Here is a 13,637-nt window from a genome sequence, read left to right on the forward strand (position 1 = left end):
GGGGACGGGGGCGTCGGTCAAAAGGCGGATGGTTTGCGATTCGCGCACCCGGGATGGGTGAGATACGGTCCGGCCTGCTTCTCCCCGGAAAGCCCCTCGGAAAGCCCCACCCGGAGCCCACACGCGATGCACAAGGAGCCCATCATCGGCATCGACCTCGGCACGACGAACTCGTGCGCGGCGATCGTCGAGGACAGCGGGAACGTCAAGCTCATCCCCTACAAGGGCGGCGAGTACACCATCCCGTCCATCTTCGCCATTGACGACAAGGGCAACGAGCTCATCGGCTTCGAGGCGAAGCGCCAGTGGCAGCTCAACCCGCGCAACACCGTCTACGGTGCCAAGCGCCTGGTGGGGCGTGCCTTCGGCAGCGATGTCGTCGACACGATGAAGAAGGTCGTGGCGTACAACATGCGCCCCGGCTCGAAGAACGACGTCACCCTGGACGTGGGCAAGAAGGAGTTCACCCTCCAGGAGATCAGCGCCAAGATTCTTGGGAAGATCCGCGAGGTCGCCTCCAACTACCTGAAGATGCCCATCAAGCGGGCGGTGGTGACGGTGCCCGCCTACTTCAACGACCGGCAGCGCCAGTCGGTGAAGGACGCCGGGAAGCTCATCGATCTGGAGGTGGTGCGCATCATCAACGAGCCCACCGCCGCGGCGCTCGCCTACGGCGTGGGCAAGGGGCTGTCGGAGAAGGTCGTCATCTACGACCTGGGCGGCGGCACCTTCGACGTCTCCATCATCGAGATCCGCGACCGCGTCTTCGAGGTGAAGTCCACCGGCGGCGACGTGTTCCTGGGTGGCATCGACTTCGACAACGCCATCATCCACCACGTCCTCAAGGACTTCGCGGCCAAGACGGGCATTGACCTGGCCACGGACCCGGTGGCCATGCAGCGCATCAAGGACCTGGCCGAGCGCACGAAGATCGACTTGTCCGCGCGCGAAGAGGTGCCCTTCAACATCCCCTTCATCACGATGACGGCGCAGGGACAGCCCCTGAACATCGAGATGAAGTTCACGCGCAAGATGCTGGAGCAGCTGACCAACCAGCTCGTGGACCGCACCCTGCAAATGGTGGCGCGCGTGCTGGTGGACTCCGGCCTGTCCACGAAGGACATCGACGAGGTGATGCTCGTGGGCGGCCAGACGCGCATGCCCGTCGTGCAGGACCGGCTGACGAAGTTCTTCGGCAAGCCGCCCAGCAAGGGCGTCCACCCGGACGAGGCCGTCGCCATTGGCGCCGCGCTCTACGCGCACTCGCTCCAGGACGACACCAACCTGCGCATCCAGCTCCTGGACGTGATCCCCATGGCCATTGGCCTGGAGCGGGGTGACGGCGGCTTCCACATCGTCTTCCCGCGCAACGCGTCCATCCCCAACGCCAAGCAGCTCCTGGCCACGACGAGCGTGGACAACCAGACGGAGCTGGCCATGCGCATCTACCAGGGCGACCACGACACGGTGGCGCGCAACGACATGCTGGGCGAGTTCACCTTCTCCGGCATCCCGCCGGCGAAGGCCGGCATGGTGAACGTGGAGATCATCTTCGACGTGAACGTGGAGGGCATCCTCACCATGAAGGCGAAGGACCCCGTCAGCGGCCGCGAGATGAAGACCACGGTGCGCGTCACCCAGAGCTGAAGACGCGAAGGGCCCCGCGCACCGGGGCCCCAAAACACCACGGCGCCCCTGCCTGCGAAGGCGGGGACGCCGGGTGGGAAGCAACCGACCGCCGAGGGAAACCTCAGGCGGTCTTCTTTTCCTTCTCCATGACGATCTGCGGAGGCTCGTGCTTGGTGATCACCTGTTCGGTGATCTTGCACTCCTTGACGCCCTCGCGGAACGGCACGTCGTACATGATCTCCAGCATGGCGTCCTCCATGATGGCGCGCAGGCCGCGCGCACCGGAGTGACGGCGCATCGCCTCGCGGGCGATGGCGCGCAGCGCCTCCTTCGTGAAGGACAGCTTGACCTTCTCGATCTCGAACATCTTCTGGTACTGCTTCACCAGGGCGTTCTTCGGGATCGTGAGGATGGTGACGAGGTCATCCTCCTTCAGGTCGTTGAGCGTGGCGATCATCGGCAGACGGCCGATGAACTCCGGGATCATCCCGAACTTCATCAGGTCTTCCGGCTCCGTCATCGCCAGCAGCTCACCCACGCTGCGCTCTTCCTTGTGGGTGATCTTCGCGCCGAAGCCCAGGCCCTTCTCACCCACGCGGCGCTTGATCACGCCGTCGATGCCGTGGAAGGCACCGCCGCAGATGAAGAGGATGTTGGTCGTGTCGACCTGGACATACTCCTGCTGGTTGTACTTCTTGCCGCCGCGCGGGGTGACGTTGGCGCGGGTGCCTTCGATGATCTTGAGGAGCGCCTGCTGCACGCCCTCGCCGCCCACGTCGCGGGTGGCGCTGGGCATGTCACCCTTGCGCGCGATCTTGTCGATCTCGTCGATGTAGACGATGCCGCGCGCTGCCTTCTCCACGTCGTAGTCGGCGTTGTGGAGGAGGTTCTGGATGATGTTCTCCACGTCCTCGCCCACGTAGCCGGCCTCGGTGAGGCTGGTGGCATCCGCGATGGTGAACGGGACGTTGAGGAAGCGCGCGAGCGACTGGGCGAGCAGCGTCTTGCCGGAGCCCGTGGGGCCGATGAGCAGGATGTTGCTCTTCTGCAGCTCCACGTCCTCGCCGCCAGGAGCCTTCACTCCGGGGCGCGGCCGGGCGGCCGGCTTCTTCTGGTAGATGCGCTTGTAGTGGTTGTAGACCGCGACCGAGAGGACCTTCTTCGCCTGGTCCTGACCGATGACGTAGTCGTCGAGGAACGCCTTGATCTCCAGCGGCGTGGGCAGGCTGACCTGCGGCTTGCCCTCCTCGCGTTCGTTCTCGTCCGCGATGATGTCGTTACACAGCTTGATGCACTCGTCGCAGATGTAGACCGTGGGCCCGGCAATCAGCTTGCGGACCTCACGCTGCGACTTGCCGCAGAACGAGCAGGACAGGTTGACGTGGTGCTCCTTCTTCACTGCCGCCTCCGAGTTCGCCAGGCCCCGGTGCGCCCGAGGCCTTCTCCGCCGACCACCGCACTCCAACACCCTCGAAACCGCCCACGTCTCAGACGGCTCCAGACCCACCTGCTACAGGCCCTGTACCCACTATAGGGCCCTCCCCCTCGGGCAGGAAGCCCGACGGCGGGGGCCCCGTCGCGGAGCGTTCAGCCCCGGTCAACGGGTTGGCGTTGGATAACAGCGACTCAGGCGTCCGTCACGCTCGACGCGATCTCTTCGACATCATCCGCCAGGGCGGCCGCCCGCTCGGCGACAGCGTTCGGGACCCGACGGCTTCCCGCCAGCTCGGAGGCGAGCTTGCGCGCCAGCTGCGCCAGTTTCCGGACCTGGAGGCTTTCCGGGGGCGGCTCCGGGGGGGGCCGCGGGAAGCGCTCGGTGAACTCCTTCTTCAGCTCCGTGGGCGACTTCTCCGGGCTCCAGATGCTGTCGCGCAGGGACTTGTACTCGGTGGGTGACAGCTGCCCCCGCTCTTCAGCGTCGGCGAGGACCTCCACCACTTCAAAGGCAGGGGCCTTCTCCGGGAACTCGTGCTGTTCCAGTTCCTCCGGGGCCTCGTGCTTGGCGAGGAAGCTGAACGAGCGCGTGAGCTTCAGCGCCGTCTGCTTCTTGATGTGGAGCTCCTTGAGGCAATAGGCCTCGAAGGTGGCGTGGCCCCACTCCTCGTACTTGGCCTCGTCCCGGACCTGGACGAGCAGCTTGCCCAGCTCCGCCCAGGTGGACTTGAAGCGCTTGGCGGCCAGCAGGACGGTGTGGCGGAACGTTCCCGGGGGAACGCTCAGGGCCTTCTTGGCGATCTCGACTTCGGCGACGGATGCGGCGGACATGCCCTTTCTATCGGGCACGTCCGGGAGGTGGGCAAGAAAGTCGCCCTACCCTCGCTTGCCGATATTGAACGAAAGGCCCACGGTCGCGCGCTCGCCGTCGTAGGACTTGAACGGCCACTTCTTCAGCTCCGTGAAGAGGCAGTCGTAGAGCGCGCCCTGCTTGAACTGGGGGTTGTCCACCCACAGCTTGGCCACGCGGCCGTCATTGCCGATGACGAACTCCATCGGGATCTTCGCGGCCAGGCCCGGCGTGCGCTCGGCCTCTTCCTTGAAGCAGCGGAAGAGCGTGGCCCGGTTGCCGGCCACGACGCGGTTGATGGCGCCCTGGTCGAACTGCTGGGCCATCTCCAGGCCGTCGGGATCCGTGGAGACGCTGCCCGTGCGGGCCGGCCGGCTGGTGGCGCTGGCGACAGCGGTGCCCGCGGGCTTCGCGGCCGTGCCGGTGCCCGTCCCTGTCCCAGGCGCGCGGTCCGGGCGGCGCGGATCGTTGGACGGGTAGGCGAAGAGGTCCTCGTCCCCTGCCCGGGACTGGGCGAGCCGGATGGTGGGCGGGTCCATGGTGATGCCGTCGCCCTCCTCCTCCTGGCCGAACCAGCCGTACACCGCCGCGTTGCGCGCGATGTACCAGCCCGCGACGCCCAGCAGCAGCGCCACACCCGCGGCGACCCCGCCCAGCACCTTCATGCGGCGCTGGTTCTTCGCCTGCTCGGCGAGCATCGTCGCCGCGACGCGGCCCTGGGCCTCGAAGCGCGCGATGTGCACCTGGAAGGCGGCGGTGTCCCGCAGCGTCCGGAAGTCCCGCTCACCCGCAGGCGCCACCGGACTGTCCGGGGTCAGATCCCCTGTGTAGAGCTTCTCCACCACCTGGGATGCGGTGATGGGCCCCAACACCAGGTCGCCCTGACGGAAAAGCCACTGCCCATCACTGTCCACCGCGGGTTCTAGTTGTCCGGCCAGCATTCGCGCGCGAGTATCGTGTGTCTCCCCGCGACACCGCAACGCCGTGGCAAAGTCTCCTACCAAACGAATTCCCGCCGTACTGTGGACTTGGTACCGCGGCGGAAACTTCCGCGGCTTCCAGCGCCAGGTGCAGGGTCCCACGGTCCAGGACGCCCTCGAGGACGCCCTGGAGCGGGCCGGGTCGCCCGCGACCGTGATGCCGTCGGGCCGCACGGACCGGGGGGTCCACGCCCGGATGCAGGTCATCAGCCTGCGGCTGGATGAGGACGTCCCCCCGGAAGCGCTGCCCCAGCGGCTGGCCCCGTTCCTCCCCCCGGATGTGGGCCTGTGCGTGGCGAAGCGGCCGCCGGGCTCCTTCCATGCGCAGTGGAGCGCGAGTGGAAAAGCCTACCGGTACCGGCTGACGCTGGGCGCCTCCCCGACGGAGGCATGGCGGCCCTACGCGCTGGACGTGGGGGCGGAAACAGGTCTGCAGCCGGGGCGCGCAGTGACGCCGGAGCGGCTGGAGGCGCTGCTCGCCCGGGCCGTGGGCACGCGGGACTTCACCGCGTTCCATGAACGGTCCAGTCCCCAGAAGGCGCGCACGTTGGCGTCCGCCACCCTGCGGGAGCTGGGCGGAGGGCTCTACGAGGCACGTCTGGAGGGGGATGGCTTCGCGCGCTATCAGGTGCGGTACCTGGTGGGCAGCGCGCTGAAGGTGGCCGCGGGGCTCCTGTCCGAGGAGCAGTGGCACGCGGCGTTGGATTCGGGCACGTCCCTGGCGGGCTTCAAGGCCCCGGCCCATGGGCTCGTGCTGTGGGAGGTCCGCTATCCTTCAGCGGTGGACCCCTTCGGGTCCGGCGAGCGCCTCCACCCGCCCGGTCTTCCCGACTCGGCTCCCTTCACGGAAGCGGCGTCGGGCTGAGGCCGCAGGCGGCGCTCTTCAGTCCACGAAGCGCGCTTCGTACTTCGCCAGCAGATCCGAGATGGCCTCCCGGAGGTATTCGCTCTGACGGATGCGCGTGGCGCGCGACAGCTCCTTCAGGGCATCGAGCTTCTCGCGGTTGAGACGAAACACGACCGAGGTGAGGCGGGGATTCATGTCCAAGTGCGCAACCTCCTACAGATGCGCACACCATCTCACAGAGTCGGACATCCGCAAGAAAAACTCACGAAGCCGAGCCCACCGGGATGATCCACTGAAGCCCGGTGAAAAGCTCGGTGTCCGCGCGCAGTCCGGAGCCGAACCCGAAGGTGAATCCGAGCCCGCCGTACAGCGCGAAATGATCCGAGAGGGTGTGTCTGGCGCCGAACCCTATGCGAGGCCCCAGCCATGGCCCAGAAATCGGACGCACGGACGCGCCGAGTTCGAAGAAGGTCTGCCACGACTCGGATCCGAAGACGCTGCGGTAGCCGCCGATCAGCGCCAGCTCCTCACCGGGGGCGCCAGCGCTGCCGCGCACGAGGAGGAACACCTCGTCCCGGTCGTAGCCGACGGTGAGCCCCACGCCCAGATCCAGCTGCGCGGCGAGGCCGGACGCGGCCTCGTCACCGCTGATCCGCTCCGTGTAGGTGGCCCCCGGCCCCGCGCTGAGGATCAGCGAGCGGCGGCGCGCATACGGGCCGTCGTCCACGTACTCAGCGGCGACGGCGGGCGCGGCGGTGAGGATCAACAGGGCCGGGAGGAGGCCCTTCACCCCACCACCGGGAGCGGGAAGCCCTCGGCACTCCCCTGCCCTGCCGCGGGCCCGATGCCGGCGGCCTCGTTGAGCCGGCCGGAGCGGAAGGGCTCCAGGTCCAACGCCACGAACTTGAAGCCCAGCGACTTGAAGGCGCCGTTGATCCGCTCGCGCACGCCAGCGTCGAAGAAGCGCGGGTACTCCTCGCCGGCCAGCTCGATGCGCGCCACGTCCTGGTGGTAGCGCACGCGGAACTGCCGGAAGCCCAGGGTGCGCAGCTCCGACTCCGCGGCGGCGATCTGCAGGAGCCGGTCGCGCGTCACCGACGTGCCGTAGGGGATGCGCGACGCCAGGCACGCCATCTGCGGCTTGTCCCAGGTGGGCAGCCCCAGCGCGCGGCTCCACGCGCGGATCTCATCCTTGGTGAGCCCGGCCTGCGCCAGGGGCGACTCCACCCGGTGCTCCTTCGCGGCCTTGTGCCCGGGGCGGTGATCCTTGAAGTCGTCCGCGTTGAAGCCATCCAGCACCACGGACAGGTCCAGCTCCGCGCGCTTCGCCTCGCAGAGGTCGTACAGCTCCGTCTTGCAGAAGTAGCAGCGGTTGGTGGGGTTGGCGGCGTAGTTGGGGTTCGCCAGCTCGTTGCTGGAGACGACGACGTGCCGGGCGCCCAGCCGCTCCGCCAGCTCGCGCGCCTCTTTCTCCTCCTCCGGGGCGACGGAGGCCGACAGCGCGGTGAGCGCCAGGGCGCGCTCGCCCAGCACCTCCACCGCGATCTTCAGGACGAAGGTGGAGTCCACGCCGCCGGAGAACGCCACCAGGGCGCTGCGGTGCGCGCGCAGGGCTTCGCGCATCGCCTCCAGCTTGGGGCGGGACGCTTCACACAGGGCCTGGATCTGCTCGGGGCTCAGCATGGGGGACTCCTAAAACGGAAGGGCCCCGGATTGCACGCGCATCGCGCACGCAACCTGGAGCCCTTCGCGTGAAGAACGACGATTTCGGACTACCGGGCCTTGCGCTTGGCGGGCTTCTTCGCGGCCGGGGCCGGCTTGCCCACGCGGGCGGCGCGGGTGGCCGGACGCGCCTTGGCGCCCTTGGAACCCTTGTCCGCCTTGGGGGCCTTGGCGGCGGGCTTGGCGGCCTTGGCGGTGTGGATGCGGACCGGGGCGTCCTCCTCCTCCTCGTCGCGGCGGGCCTTCTTCGGCAGCGGGTTGGCCTTCATCTTCTTGCCGGTGATCGTCTTGAGCTCGTCCGTGGACATCAGGCCGAGGTCGAGGAGCGCCTGGAAGATCTTCGCCGCGCCGTCCTCCACCGACTCCGTGTCGGAGTAGATGGTCACCTCGGGCGAGGTGGGCGGCTCGTACGGCTCCGTGATGCCGATGAAGTTCGGAATCTCGCCGTTGAGCGCCTTCTTGTAGCGGCCGGTGGTGTCGCGCTCGATGAGCTTCTCCGTGGGGCAGTCGACGTACACCTCCACGTACTTGCCCACCGCGCGGCGCACCTCCTCGCGGCTCGCCTTGTAGGGGCTCACGCAAGGAACGAGCGCCGCCACACCATTGCGAGAGAGCAGGTTCGCCACGAAGCCCAGACGGCGGACCACCGTGTTGCGCTCATCCTTGGTGTCGCCGATGCCAGCCCACAGGTCGTTCTGGAGGTCACCCTCGTCGAGGATCTCCACGTTGCGCCCGACCTGCCGGAGGCGGGCCGCGATGTACGCAGCCGTCGTGCTCTTCCCGGTCCCGGACATGCCGGTCAGCCAGAGGGTAAAACCAGTGTTGGGGGCCATAAGGGTTCAAACTCCCTGCGTCCGGAGCGCTTCTTGCAGGCGGCCTGGGACGCGGCAGATCCAATAGACCGCTGCTTTATAGACGAAAACCCGGTGACTTGACAATTCGTACCCACCTTTCCGCAGGTAGGGCCTCGAAGGCAGCAAATGCCTGGGGTTACAAGGGATTTTCAAACCTGAAATCCGGAGAAGAGATCAGAACAGTCTGAAAACCGCCCTGTTGCCAGTCAGACGAGGAGGCGGAAGTCGCCCGGCCGCCCTGGATGGCGACCACCACATACGACACGCCCGGCAGAAGTGGGATGCCGTCCGGAGCGGCCCGCTGACGGTCCTCGGCGGAGAACACGGCGGCCGTGTCGACGTGTGAGTGGAAGACACACGCGACGGTCTCCTGCCGGGCCTCCGCGTCCCTGCACACCTGCAACCACGCCTCCAGGGTGAAGGCATAGGCGACGCGGGGTGTGGGGGAGGCGTTGGGCAGCGGGACGACGCGCCAGGTGCCCTCCTCCCCTGCCCTCCCTTGGAGGATCACCCCGCAGCCCTCCTGGGGCCACGCGGCCTCCAGGTGGCGGATCACCTGGGCGAGGACCTCCGGAGGCAGGACGGCACCCGGCATCGCATGGCTCAGGGCTTCGGGCCCGCCGCCGCGCAGCGTGAACACCGGCGCGGCTCCAGCTCCGCCAGCGCCCCCGGCGCGCTCAGCCACCGGCCGCCCAGCGCGGGCCCCAGTCCCAGCCGCAGCCGCTGGAACACCAGCGCACCGAGCGAGCCCAGCGCGACGCCCAGGGCGCCGTCCGGCGGCGTGCCCAGGTGGCGCACCGTTTCGCCGAAGCACCAGACGCACCCGTCCGCGCCCCGGAACACCACCGCGCCGCGCGCGCCGTCACCGCCCAGCGCGACCCAGGGGGCCTCGCCGCTCCAGGCCGCCGGCAGCTCGGCGAGCAGCCCGCCTCCAGGCGTTCCCGCCGCGTCCGGGTTCACCTCCGGGACCACCTGCGCCAGGACCTCCACCACCGGCCGGCCCACGTCGTGCGCCGAGGCGAGGAACCCCGGCGACCAGGGTCCCATCGTCAGCGTGCCCACGCCCGTCACCGGCGTGCCGCCCCCCGCGAGGTACGCCGTCGCGGTGAGGCCGGACGCGCCCAGGCCGTCCACGCGCGTCCCACCCGACAGCAGGGCCTCCTGGCCGCGCCCGCCCACGTCCCGCAGGAGGATCTGCCGGGAGTAGCGGAGAATCTGATCCTCGCGCAGCGCCATGGCGCTTTCAGCCCCCTGCCATGGCCGGGATGAGGGTGATGCGGTCCGCGTCCGCCACGGGCGTCTCCAGCGACTTGAGCGCGCGCACGTCCTCGTCGTTGAGGAAGATGTTCACGTAGCGCCGCACCGCTCCGCGCTCGTCGAAGAGCCGCGCGCCCATGCCGGGGTAGCGCGCGTCCAGGTCCTTCAGCACGTCCCCCACGGTGGCGCCGGTGGCCTGCACCTCGGCCTGGTTGCGCGTCAGCGTCCGCATGGGCGTGGGGATTCGAATCGTCGTCATGGTCACCTTCCCTGCTTTCGAACGACCAGGCGGTACGTGCCGTCACCGCGTGGCTCCAGTGAGACCACTTCGTGGCCCTCGTCTCGTGCGCTCCGGGGCACGTTCTTCAGCGGTTCGTCGCCCTTGAGCAGCACCTCCAGCAGCGTACCCGGGGGCAGCGACTCCAGCTTCAACTTGGTGCGCACGTAGGTCATCGGACACACCTCGCGGGTGATGTCCAACGTCGCCGTCACGTCGGGCATGCGGTGTCCTCCTGCGAAGTCGGGAACGGGGGCAGTGACTGGATGCCGCACCCCGGGCAGTCCGGCGCGCGCGTCACCTTCACCGTGCGCCCCTCCAGCGTCGCCCCGTCGATGACGTGCAGCGTGGCCTCGCCGCGCGTCCTGCCCGCGGCGCCCACCAGCAGCTCCAGCGCGAGCAGCGCCTGCACCGCGCCGATGAGCCCCGCCATCGAGCCCAGCACTCCCGCCTGGGCGCACGTGGGCACCGCGTCGGGCGCGGGCGCGTCCTCGTACAGGCAGCGCAGACAGGGCCCTCCCGGGTCGATGCGCAGGGCCTGCCCCTGCATGCGCAGCACGCCGCCGTACACCAGCGGCACGCCCGTCAGCACCGCCACGTCCGACAGGAAGAACTTGGTGGCCACCCCGTCCGTGGCGTCCACCACCAGGTCGTGCGCGCGGAAGAGGGCCTCCGCGTTGCCCGCGTCCAGCCGCTCCGGCAGGGCCTCCACGCCCAGGCCGGGAAAGGCGCGCAGCAGGCCCGCGGCCGCGGATTCCGCCTTGAAGCGGCCCACGTCCCCGGTGCGGTGCCAGAGCTGGCGGGGCAGGTTCGTCACGTCCACCCGGTCCGGATCCACCAATGTCAGGTGCCCCACCCCCCCTTGGGCGAGCGCCAGCGACGCCGGGCAGCCCAGGCCGCCGGCTCCCACCACGAGCACGCGCGAGCGCTCGATGCGGGTGGCGTGGGGGATGCGCGCGTGGTGGTCGGTGTCGGGGTGGCCGTGCATGGGACTGGTGCTCCGCGAGGATTCAACGAATATGGTGCGGCGACTCCACGTCCGGACCTCCAGGACGCTCCCGCAAGCCTTCCCACCGCCGCCGTCACAAGCGGCCCTCAGCAGCCAGGACATATGAAAAACCTGACCGGCGCGCTCGTGTTTTCCTCCCTGCTGTCCCTGGCTGTCGGCTGCCACAAGAACACCGGCGAGAGCCCGGACGCCGCCACCCCGACGGGCACCGTCCAGAAGGAGCTCCAGACGGGCCGCGAGGACGCCGCCGCGGCCCCCGCTCCGACGGCCACCGCCGAGGCCGGCACCGGCGACTCGGGGACCTCCACTTCGGCCTCCAGCTACGACGCGAGCGCCAGCGACCGGCTGGCCCTGGAGTCGTGCGTGGACGGCTGGCTCAAGTCCCACAACCTGGACCGCTATGGCAGCAAGGCGGGCACGATGTACGCGGGCGGCACGCCGCTGTTCGACGAGCGCACCGGCGAGACGACGGACCGCCTGGAGTTCGTCTTCAAGCAGCATCCCGACGCGAAGAAGGCGTGCGTCACCCAGGGCGCCGGCAAGTAGCGGCCCCTCCTGTCCTCGCCCGGCAGGGAGACGACTTGGCGGCTCCAGGGAATTCCGCTCCCTGGCGAAGGTCCCGTAAGCTGCCGGGCGCATGGACAGCGAGCTGAGACACGGCGAGGATCACCCGGCCCACGACCTGCGCGCCCGCGTCCGCGCCGTGCTGGAGCGCCGCAACCTCACGGACAACGTGTCCGCCGAGCAGGCCGCCGCCTCCTGGGAGCAGGACCGCTTCATCGCCCGGGCCCGCGCCCTCTTCTACGCGCGGATGATGTTCCTCACGCTGGGCCTGCTCATCCTCGCGGTGCCCGCGTGGAGCGGCTACTTCGGCTTCGACGGGCCCATCTCCTTCGTGGGCTACTTCGCGATGCTGCTCTACAGCGTCGCGAACCTGCTCGTCATCGACCACCCGAAGGCCGGCCGGTGGGTGACGTACCTCACGCTCTGCTTCGACCTGCTCATCACCGTGGTGCTCATCGCCCGGCCCCAGGTGGGCGGCGGCCTGCAGAGCCCGCTGCTGGCGACACAGCTGCTCTTCACCACCCTCTTCGCCATCCTCTTCCCCAAGCCGCTGGCCATCCTGCCGCCGCTGCTGGCGCTGCCCATCACCACGCGGTTGGACCTGCTGCTCAACCGCTCCGTGACGGCGGTGGAGCTGCTCACGCTGCTCTGGTACCTGGGCCTCAACTTCATCATCGTCTACGTGCTCGTGTACCTGAACGAGCGCGAGGCCACCGCGCACCGCGAGGTGGTGTCCCTGCAGGGCGACTTGAAGGAGCTGGCCGTGGTGGAGGAGCGCAACCGGCTGGCGCGGGAGATCCACGACGGCCTGGGCGCGTCGCTGTCCTCCATGATCATCCAGGCGGAGTACATCCTGAACATGGCCCGCGAGGACGACGGGCTGCGTTCGGAGATCCGCGAGCTGAAGGCCACCGCGGAGGAGTCCATCGAGGAGCTGCGCCGCAACCTGCGGATGATGCGCGAGGACTTCGAATTGTCGCAGGGGCTGGAGGACTACGTGAAGACGTTCCGCGACCGCACCGGCCAGGACATCCGCTTCGAGCGCACGGGCGTGACGCGCAAGCTGCCCCCGGACGCGCAGCTGGCCCTGTTCCGCATCCTCCAGGAGTGTCTGTCCAACGCGGCGAAGCACGCCGAGGCCAAGGAGGTCCAGGTGCGCCTGGACTTCAGCGCCGAGGGCGTACACCTCGTCGTGCGCGACAACGGCAAGGGCTTCGACCCGGGCCGCACGCCGCGCGGCCACTACGGCCTGCTCAACATGCGGGAGCGCGCCATGAAGCTCGGTGGCTCCATCGTGGTGGACTCGGCGCCCGGCGCCGGGGCCCAGGTGGCCTTCTCCCTTCCCTGTCTCTCAGCCTGACGCACCGGAGCCCCGCCCCGTGGACCCGACCCCGACCGCCGCTCCCCTGCCCATCCGCGTCTTCGTCGTCGAAGACCAGACCAAGATCCTGAAGAACCAGCTGCGCCTCCTCGAAGGCCACCCGGACATCGACATCGTGGGCACCGCGCTGTCCGGTGAGGCCGCGCTGGAGGAGGTGCCTCGCGTGATGCCGGACGTGCTGCTGTTGGATCTGGGGCTGCCCCGGATGAGCGGCATGGACGTCACCCGCGAGGTGAAGGCGCGCTATCCGAAGATGGAGATCCTGATCTTCACCATCTTCGACGAGGAGGACAAAGTTCTCGAGGCGGTGAAGGCGGGCGCGTCCGGGTACCTGCTCAAGGGCGCCACGGTGGACAAGATCGTGGAGGCCATCAAGGAGGTCCGCGCGGGTGGCACCGTCATCCAGCCGAACCTCGCGCGCCGCCTCCTGCGCCACTTCCGCGTGGAGCCGGACACCACGCCCGTGCCCACCGAACCCCTGCCGGTGACTCCGTCCTCGGCGGAGCAGCAGCCCCCCGCGCGCACCGCCGCGCAGGAAGAGGCCTCCGCCCAGGAGCCGCTGCTCAAGCCCCTGTCGGACCGCGAGCGGGAGATCCTCCAGCTCATCGCCAAGGGCGTGTCCAACAGCGAGGCGGCCCGGCTGCTCACCCTCTCCAAGGCCACCATCCGCACGCACCTGGAGCACATCTACCGGAAGCTGGAAGTCACCAACCGCGTGGAGGCCGTCACCGAGGGCATCCGCAAGGGGCTCATCTCCGTCTAGCGGCCAGGCAGGGGGGCGCACTTTTTCGCGGCCGACACAGCGCGTGGCTCCTACAGTGGGGAGGTCTTCG

Annotated in this window: 17 protein-coding genes; 5 read left to right on the forward strand and 12 right to left on the reverse strand. The window is 69.0% G+C overall.

Going from position 1 to position 13,637, the window contains the following annotated elements:
• Positions 1-126 precede the first annotated feature (126 nt).
• Positions 127-1,647, forward strand: a complete 1,521-nt coding sequence (locus D7X12_RS17340) for an Hsp70 family protein (protein WP_120626380.1) — start codon at positions 127-129, stop codon at positions 1,645-1,647.
• A 103-nt stretch (positions 1,648-1,750) separates the two neighbouring features.
• On the opposite strand, the gene clpX is transcribed toward D7X12_RS17340, so the two are convergent.
• The 3 genes from clpX to D7X12_RS17355 form a co-directional block, all read right to left on the reverse strand.
• Positions 1,751-3,028 carry an ATP-dependent Clp protease ATP-binding subunit ClpX gene (gene clpX, locus D7X12_RS17345; RefSeq protein WP_120626381.1) on the reverse strand — a complete coding sequence of 426 codons (1,278 nt, stop codon included), beginning with the start codon at positions 3,026-3,028 and terminating at the stop codon, positions 1,751-1,753.
• 227 nt (positions 3,029-3,255) lie between these two features.
• The gene (locus D7X12_RS17350; protein WP_120626382.1) at positions 3,256-3,894 is read right to left on the reverse strand and encodes a hypothetical protein; all 639 of its coding nucleotides are present in this window, start codon (positions 3,892-3,894) and stop codon (positions 3,256-3,258) included.
• A 45-nt stretch (positions 3,895-3,939) separates the two neighbouring features.
• Positions 3,940-4,854, reverse strand: coding sequence for an AgmX/PglI C-terminal domain-containing protein (locus D7X12_RS17355; RefSeq protein WP_120626383.1), 915 nt, complete (start codon positions 4,852-4,854; stop codon positions 3,940-3,942).
• A 43-nt stretch (positions 4,855-4,897) separates the two neighbouring features.
• Here D7X12_RS17355 and D7X12_RS17360 point away from each other — a divergent pair, with 43 nt between their 5' ends.
• The gene (locus tag D7X12_RS17360; protein WP_120626384.1) at positions 4,898-5,758 is read left to right on the forward strand and encodes a tRNA pseudouridine synthase A; all 861 of its coding nucleotides are present in this window, start codon (positions 4,898-4,900) and stop codon (positions 5,756-5,758) included.
• Between the two features lie 18 nt (positions 5,759-5,776).
• Here the strand turns inward: D7X12_RS17360 and D7X12_RS17365 are convergent, their stop codons facing one another.
• The 9 genes from D7X12_RS17365 to D7X12_RS17405 all read right to left on the reverse strand — a co-directional run bounded on the left by D7X12_RS17365 (position 5,777) and on the right by D7X12_RS17405 (position 10,838).
• A complete protein-coding gene (locus tag D7X12_RS17365) occupies positions 5,777-5,941 on the reverse strand; it encodes a ribbon-helix-helix domain-containing protein (RefSeq protein WP_120533031.1) in 165 nt (54 codons plus the stop codon).
• 61 nt (positions 5,942-6,002) lie between these two features.
• On the reverse strand, positions 6,003-6,530 hold the full coding sequence (locus D7X12_RS17370; protein WP_120626385.1) for a hypothetical protein: 528 nt from the start codon (positions 6,528-6,530) through the stop codon (positions 6,003-6,005).
• Positions 6,527-7,423, reverse strand: a complete 897-nt coding sequence (gene larE, locus D7X12_RS17375; protein WP_120626386.1) for an ATP-dependent sacrificial sulfur transferase LarE — start codon at positions 7,421-7,423, stop codon at positions 6,527-6,529. The genes D7X12_RS17370 and larE overlap by 4 nt, the downstream gene beginning before the upstream one ends.
• 89 nt (positions 7,424-7,512) lie before the next feature.
• Positions 7,513-8,295, reverse strand: coding sequence for an adenylyl-sulfate kinase (cysC, locus tag D7X12_RS17380; RefSeq protein WP_120626387.1), 783 nt, complete (start codon positions 8,293-8,295; stop codon positions 7,513-7,515).
• A 157-nt stretch (positions 8,296-8,452) separates the two neighbouring features.
• Positions 8,453-8,956, reverse strand: coding sequence for a M67 family metallopeptidase (locus D7X12_RS17385; RefSeq protein ID WP_341868226.1), 504 nt, complete (start codon positions 8,954-8,956; stop codon positions 8,453-8,455).
• Positions 8,920-9,552, reverse strand: coding sequence for a HesA/MoeB/ThiF family protein (locus D7X12_RS17390; protein ID WP_120626388.1), 633 nt, complete (start codon positions 9,550-9,552; stop codon positions 8,920-8,922). The genes D7X12_RS17385 and D7X12_RS17390 overlap by 37 nt, the downstream gene beginning before the upstream one ends.
• A gap of 7 nt (positions 9,553-9,559) precedes the next feature.
• Positions 9,560-9,832: a MoaD/ThiS family protein gene (locus tag D7X12_RS17395; RefSeq protein WP_120626389.1), complete on the reverse strand. Its 273-nt coding sequence runs from the start codon at positions 9,830-9,832 to the stop codon at positions 9,560-9,562.
• 2 nt (positions 9,833-9,834) lie between these two features.
• On the reverse strand, positions 9,835-10,074 hold the full coding sequence (locus tag D7X12_RS17400) for a sulfurtransferase TusA family protein (RefSeq protein WP_120626390.1): 240 nt from the start codon (positions 10,072-10,074) through the stop codon (positions 9,835-9,837).
• Entirely contained in the window at positions 10,062-10,838 is a 777-nt protein-coding gene (locus tag D7X12_RS17405) for a HesA/MoeB/ThiF family protein (RefSeq protein ID WP_120626391.1), read from the reverse strand. Before D7X12_RS17405 ends, D7X12_RS17400 begins: the two co-directional genes overlap by 13 nt.
• A 123-nt stretch (positions 10,839-10,961) precedes the next feature.
• Between D7X12_RS17405 and D7X12_RS17410 the strand changes: the two genes are divergently transcribed.
• From D7X12_RS17410 to D7X12_RS17420, 3 genes are all read left to right on the forward strand, one after another.
• Positions 10,962-11,405 carry a hypothetical protein gene (locus D7X12_RS17410; protein ID WP_120626392.1) on the forward strand — a complete coding sequence of 148 codons (444 nt, stop codon included), beginning with the start codon at positions 10,962-10,964 and terminating at the stop codon, positions 11,403-11,405.
• A gap of 91 nt (positions 11,406-11,496) precedes the next feature.
• Positions 11,497-12,783, forward strand: a complete 1,287-nt coding sequence (locus D7X12_RS17415) for a sensor histidine kinase (protein ID WP_120626393.1) — start codon at positions 11,497-11,499, stop codon at positions 12,781-12,783.
• A 19-nt stretch (positions 12,784-12,802) separates the two neighbouring features.
• Entirely contained in the window at positions 12,803-13,567 is a 765-nt protein-coding gene (locus D7X12_RS17420; protein WP_120626394.1) for a response regulator, read from the forward strand.
• The last annotated feature ends 70 nt before the right edge of the window (positions 13,568-13,637 follow it).

The organism is Corallococcus sicarius, from assembly GCF_003611735.1.
Lineage (GTDB): Bacteria > Myxococcota > Myxococcia > Myxococcales > Myxococcaceae > Corallococcus > Corallococcus sicarius.

Excerpts from the sequence above, each read along its gene's own strand:
- D7X12_RS17340 (WP_120626380.1), top strand. The coding sequence starts at position 127 with ATGCACAAGGAGCCCATCATCGGCATCGACCTCGGCACGACGAACTCG.
- D7X12_RS17350 (WP_120626382.1), bottom strand. The coding sequence starts at position 3,894 with ATGTCCGCCGCATCCGTCGCCGAAGTCGAGATCGCCAAGAAGGCCCTG.
- D7X12_RS17355 (WP_120626383.1), bottom strand. The coding sequence starts at position 4,854 with ATGCTGGCCGGACAACTAGAACCCGCGGTGGACAGTGATGGGCAGTGG.
- larE (WP_120626386.1), bottom strand. The coding sequence starts at position 7,423 with ATGCTGAGCCCCGAGCAGATCCAGGCCCTGTGTGAAGCGTCCCGCCCC.
- cysC (WP_120626387.1), bottom strand. The coding sequence starts at position 8,295 with ATGGCCCCCAACACTGGTTTTACCCTCTGGCTGACCGGCATGTCCGGG.
- D7X12_RS17390 (WP_120626388.1), bottom strand. The coding sequence starts at position 9,552 with ATGGCGCTGCGCGAGGATCAGATTCTCCGCTACTCCCGGCAGATCCTC.
- D7X12_RS17395 (WP_120626389.1), bottom strand. The coding sequence starts at position 9,832 with ATGACGACGATTCGAATCCCCACGCCCATGCGGACGCTGACGCGCAAC.
- D7X12_RS17400 (WP_120626390.1), bottom strand. The coding sequence starts at position 10,074 with ATGCCCGACGTGACGGCGACGTTGGACATCACCCGCGAGGTGTGTCCG.
- D7X12_RS17405 (WP_120626391.1), bottom strand. The coding sequence starts at position 10,838 with ATGCACGGCCACCCCGACACCGACCACCACGCGCGCATCCCCCACGCC.
- D7X12_RS17410 (WP_120626392.1), top strand. The coding sequence starts at position 10,962 with ATGAAAAACCTGACCGGCGCGCTCGTGTTTTCCTCCCTGCTGTCCCTG.
- D7X12_RS17415 (WP_120626393.1), top strand. The coding sequence starts at position 11,497 with ATGGACAGCGAGCTGAGACACGGCGAGGATCACCCGGCCCACGACCTG.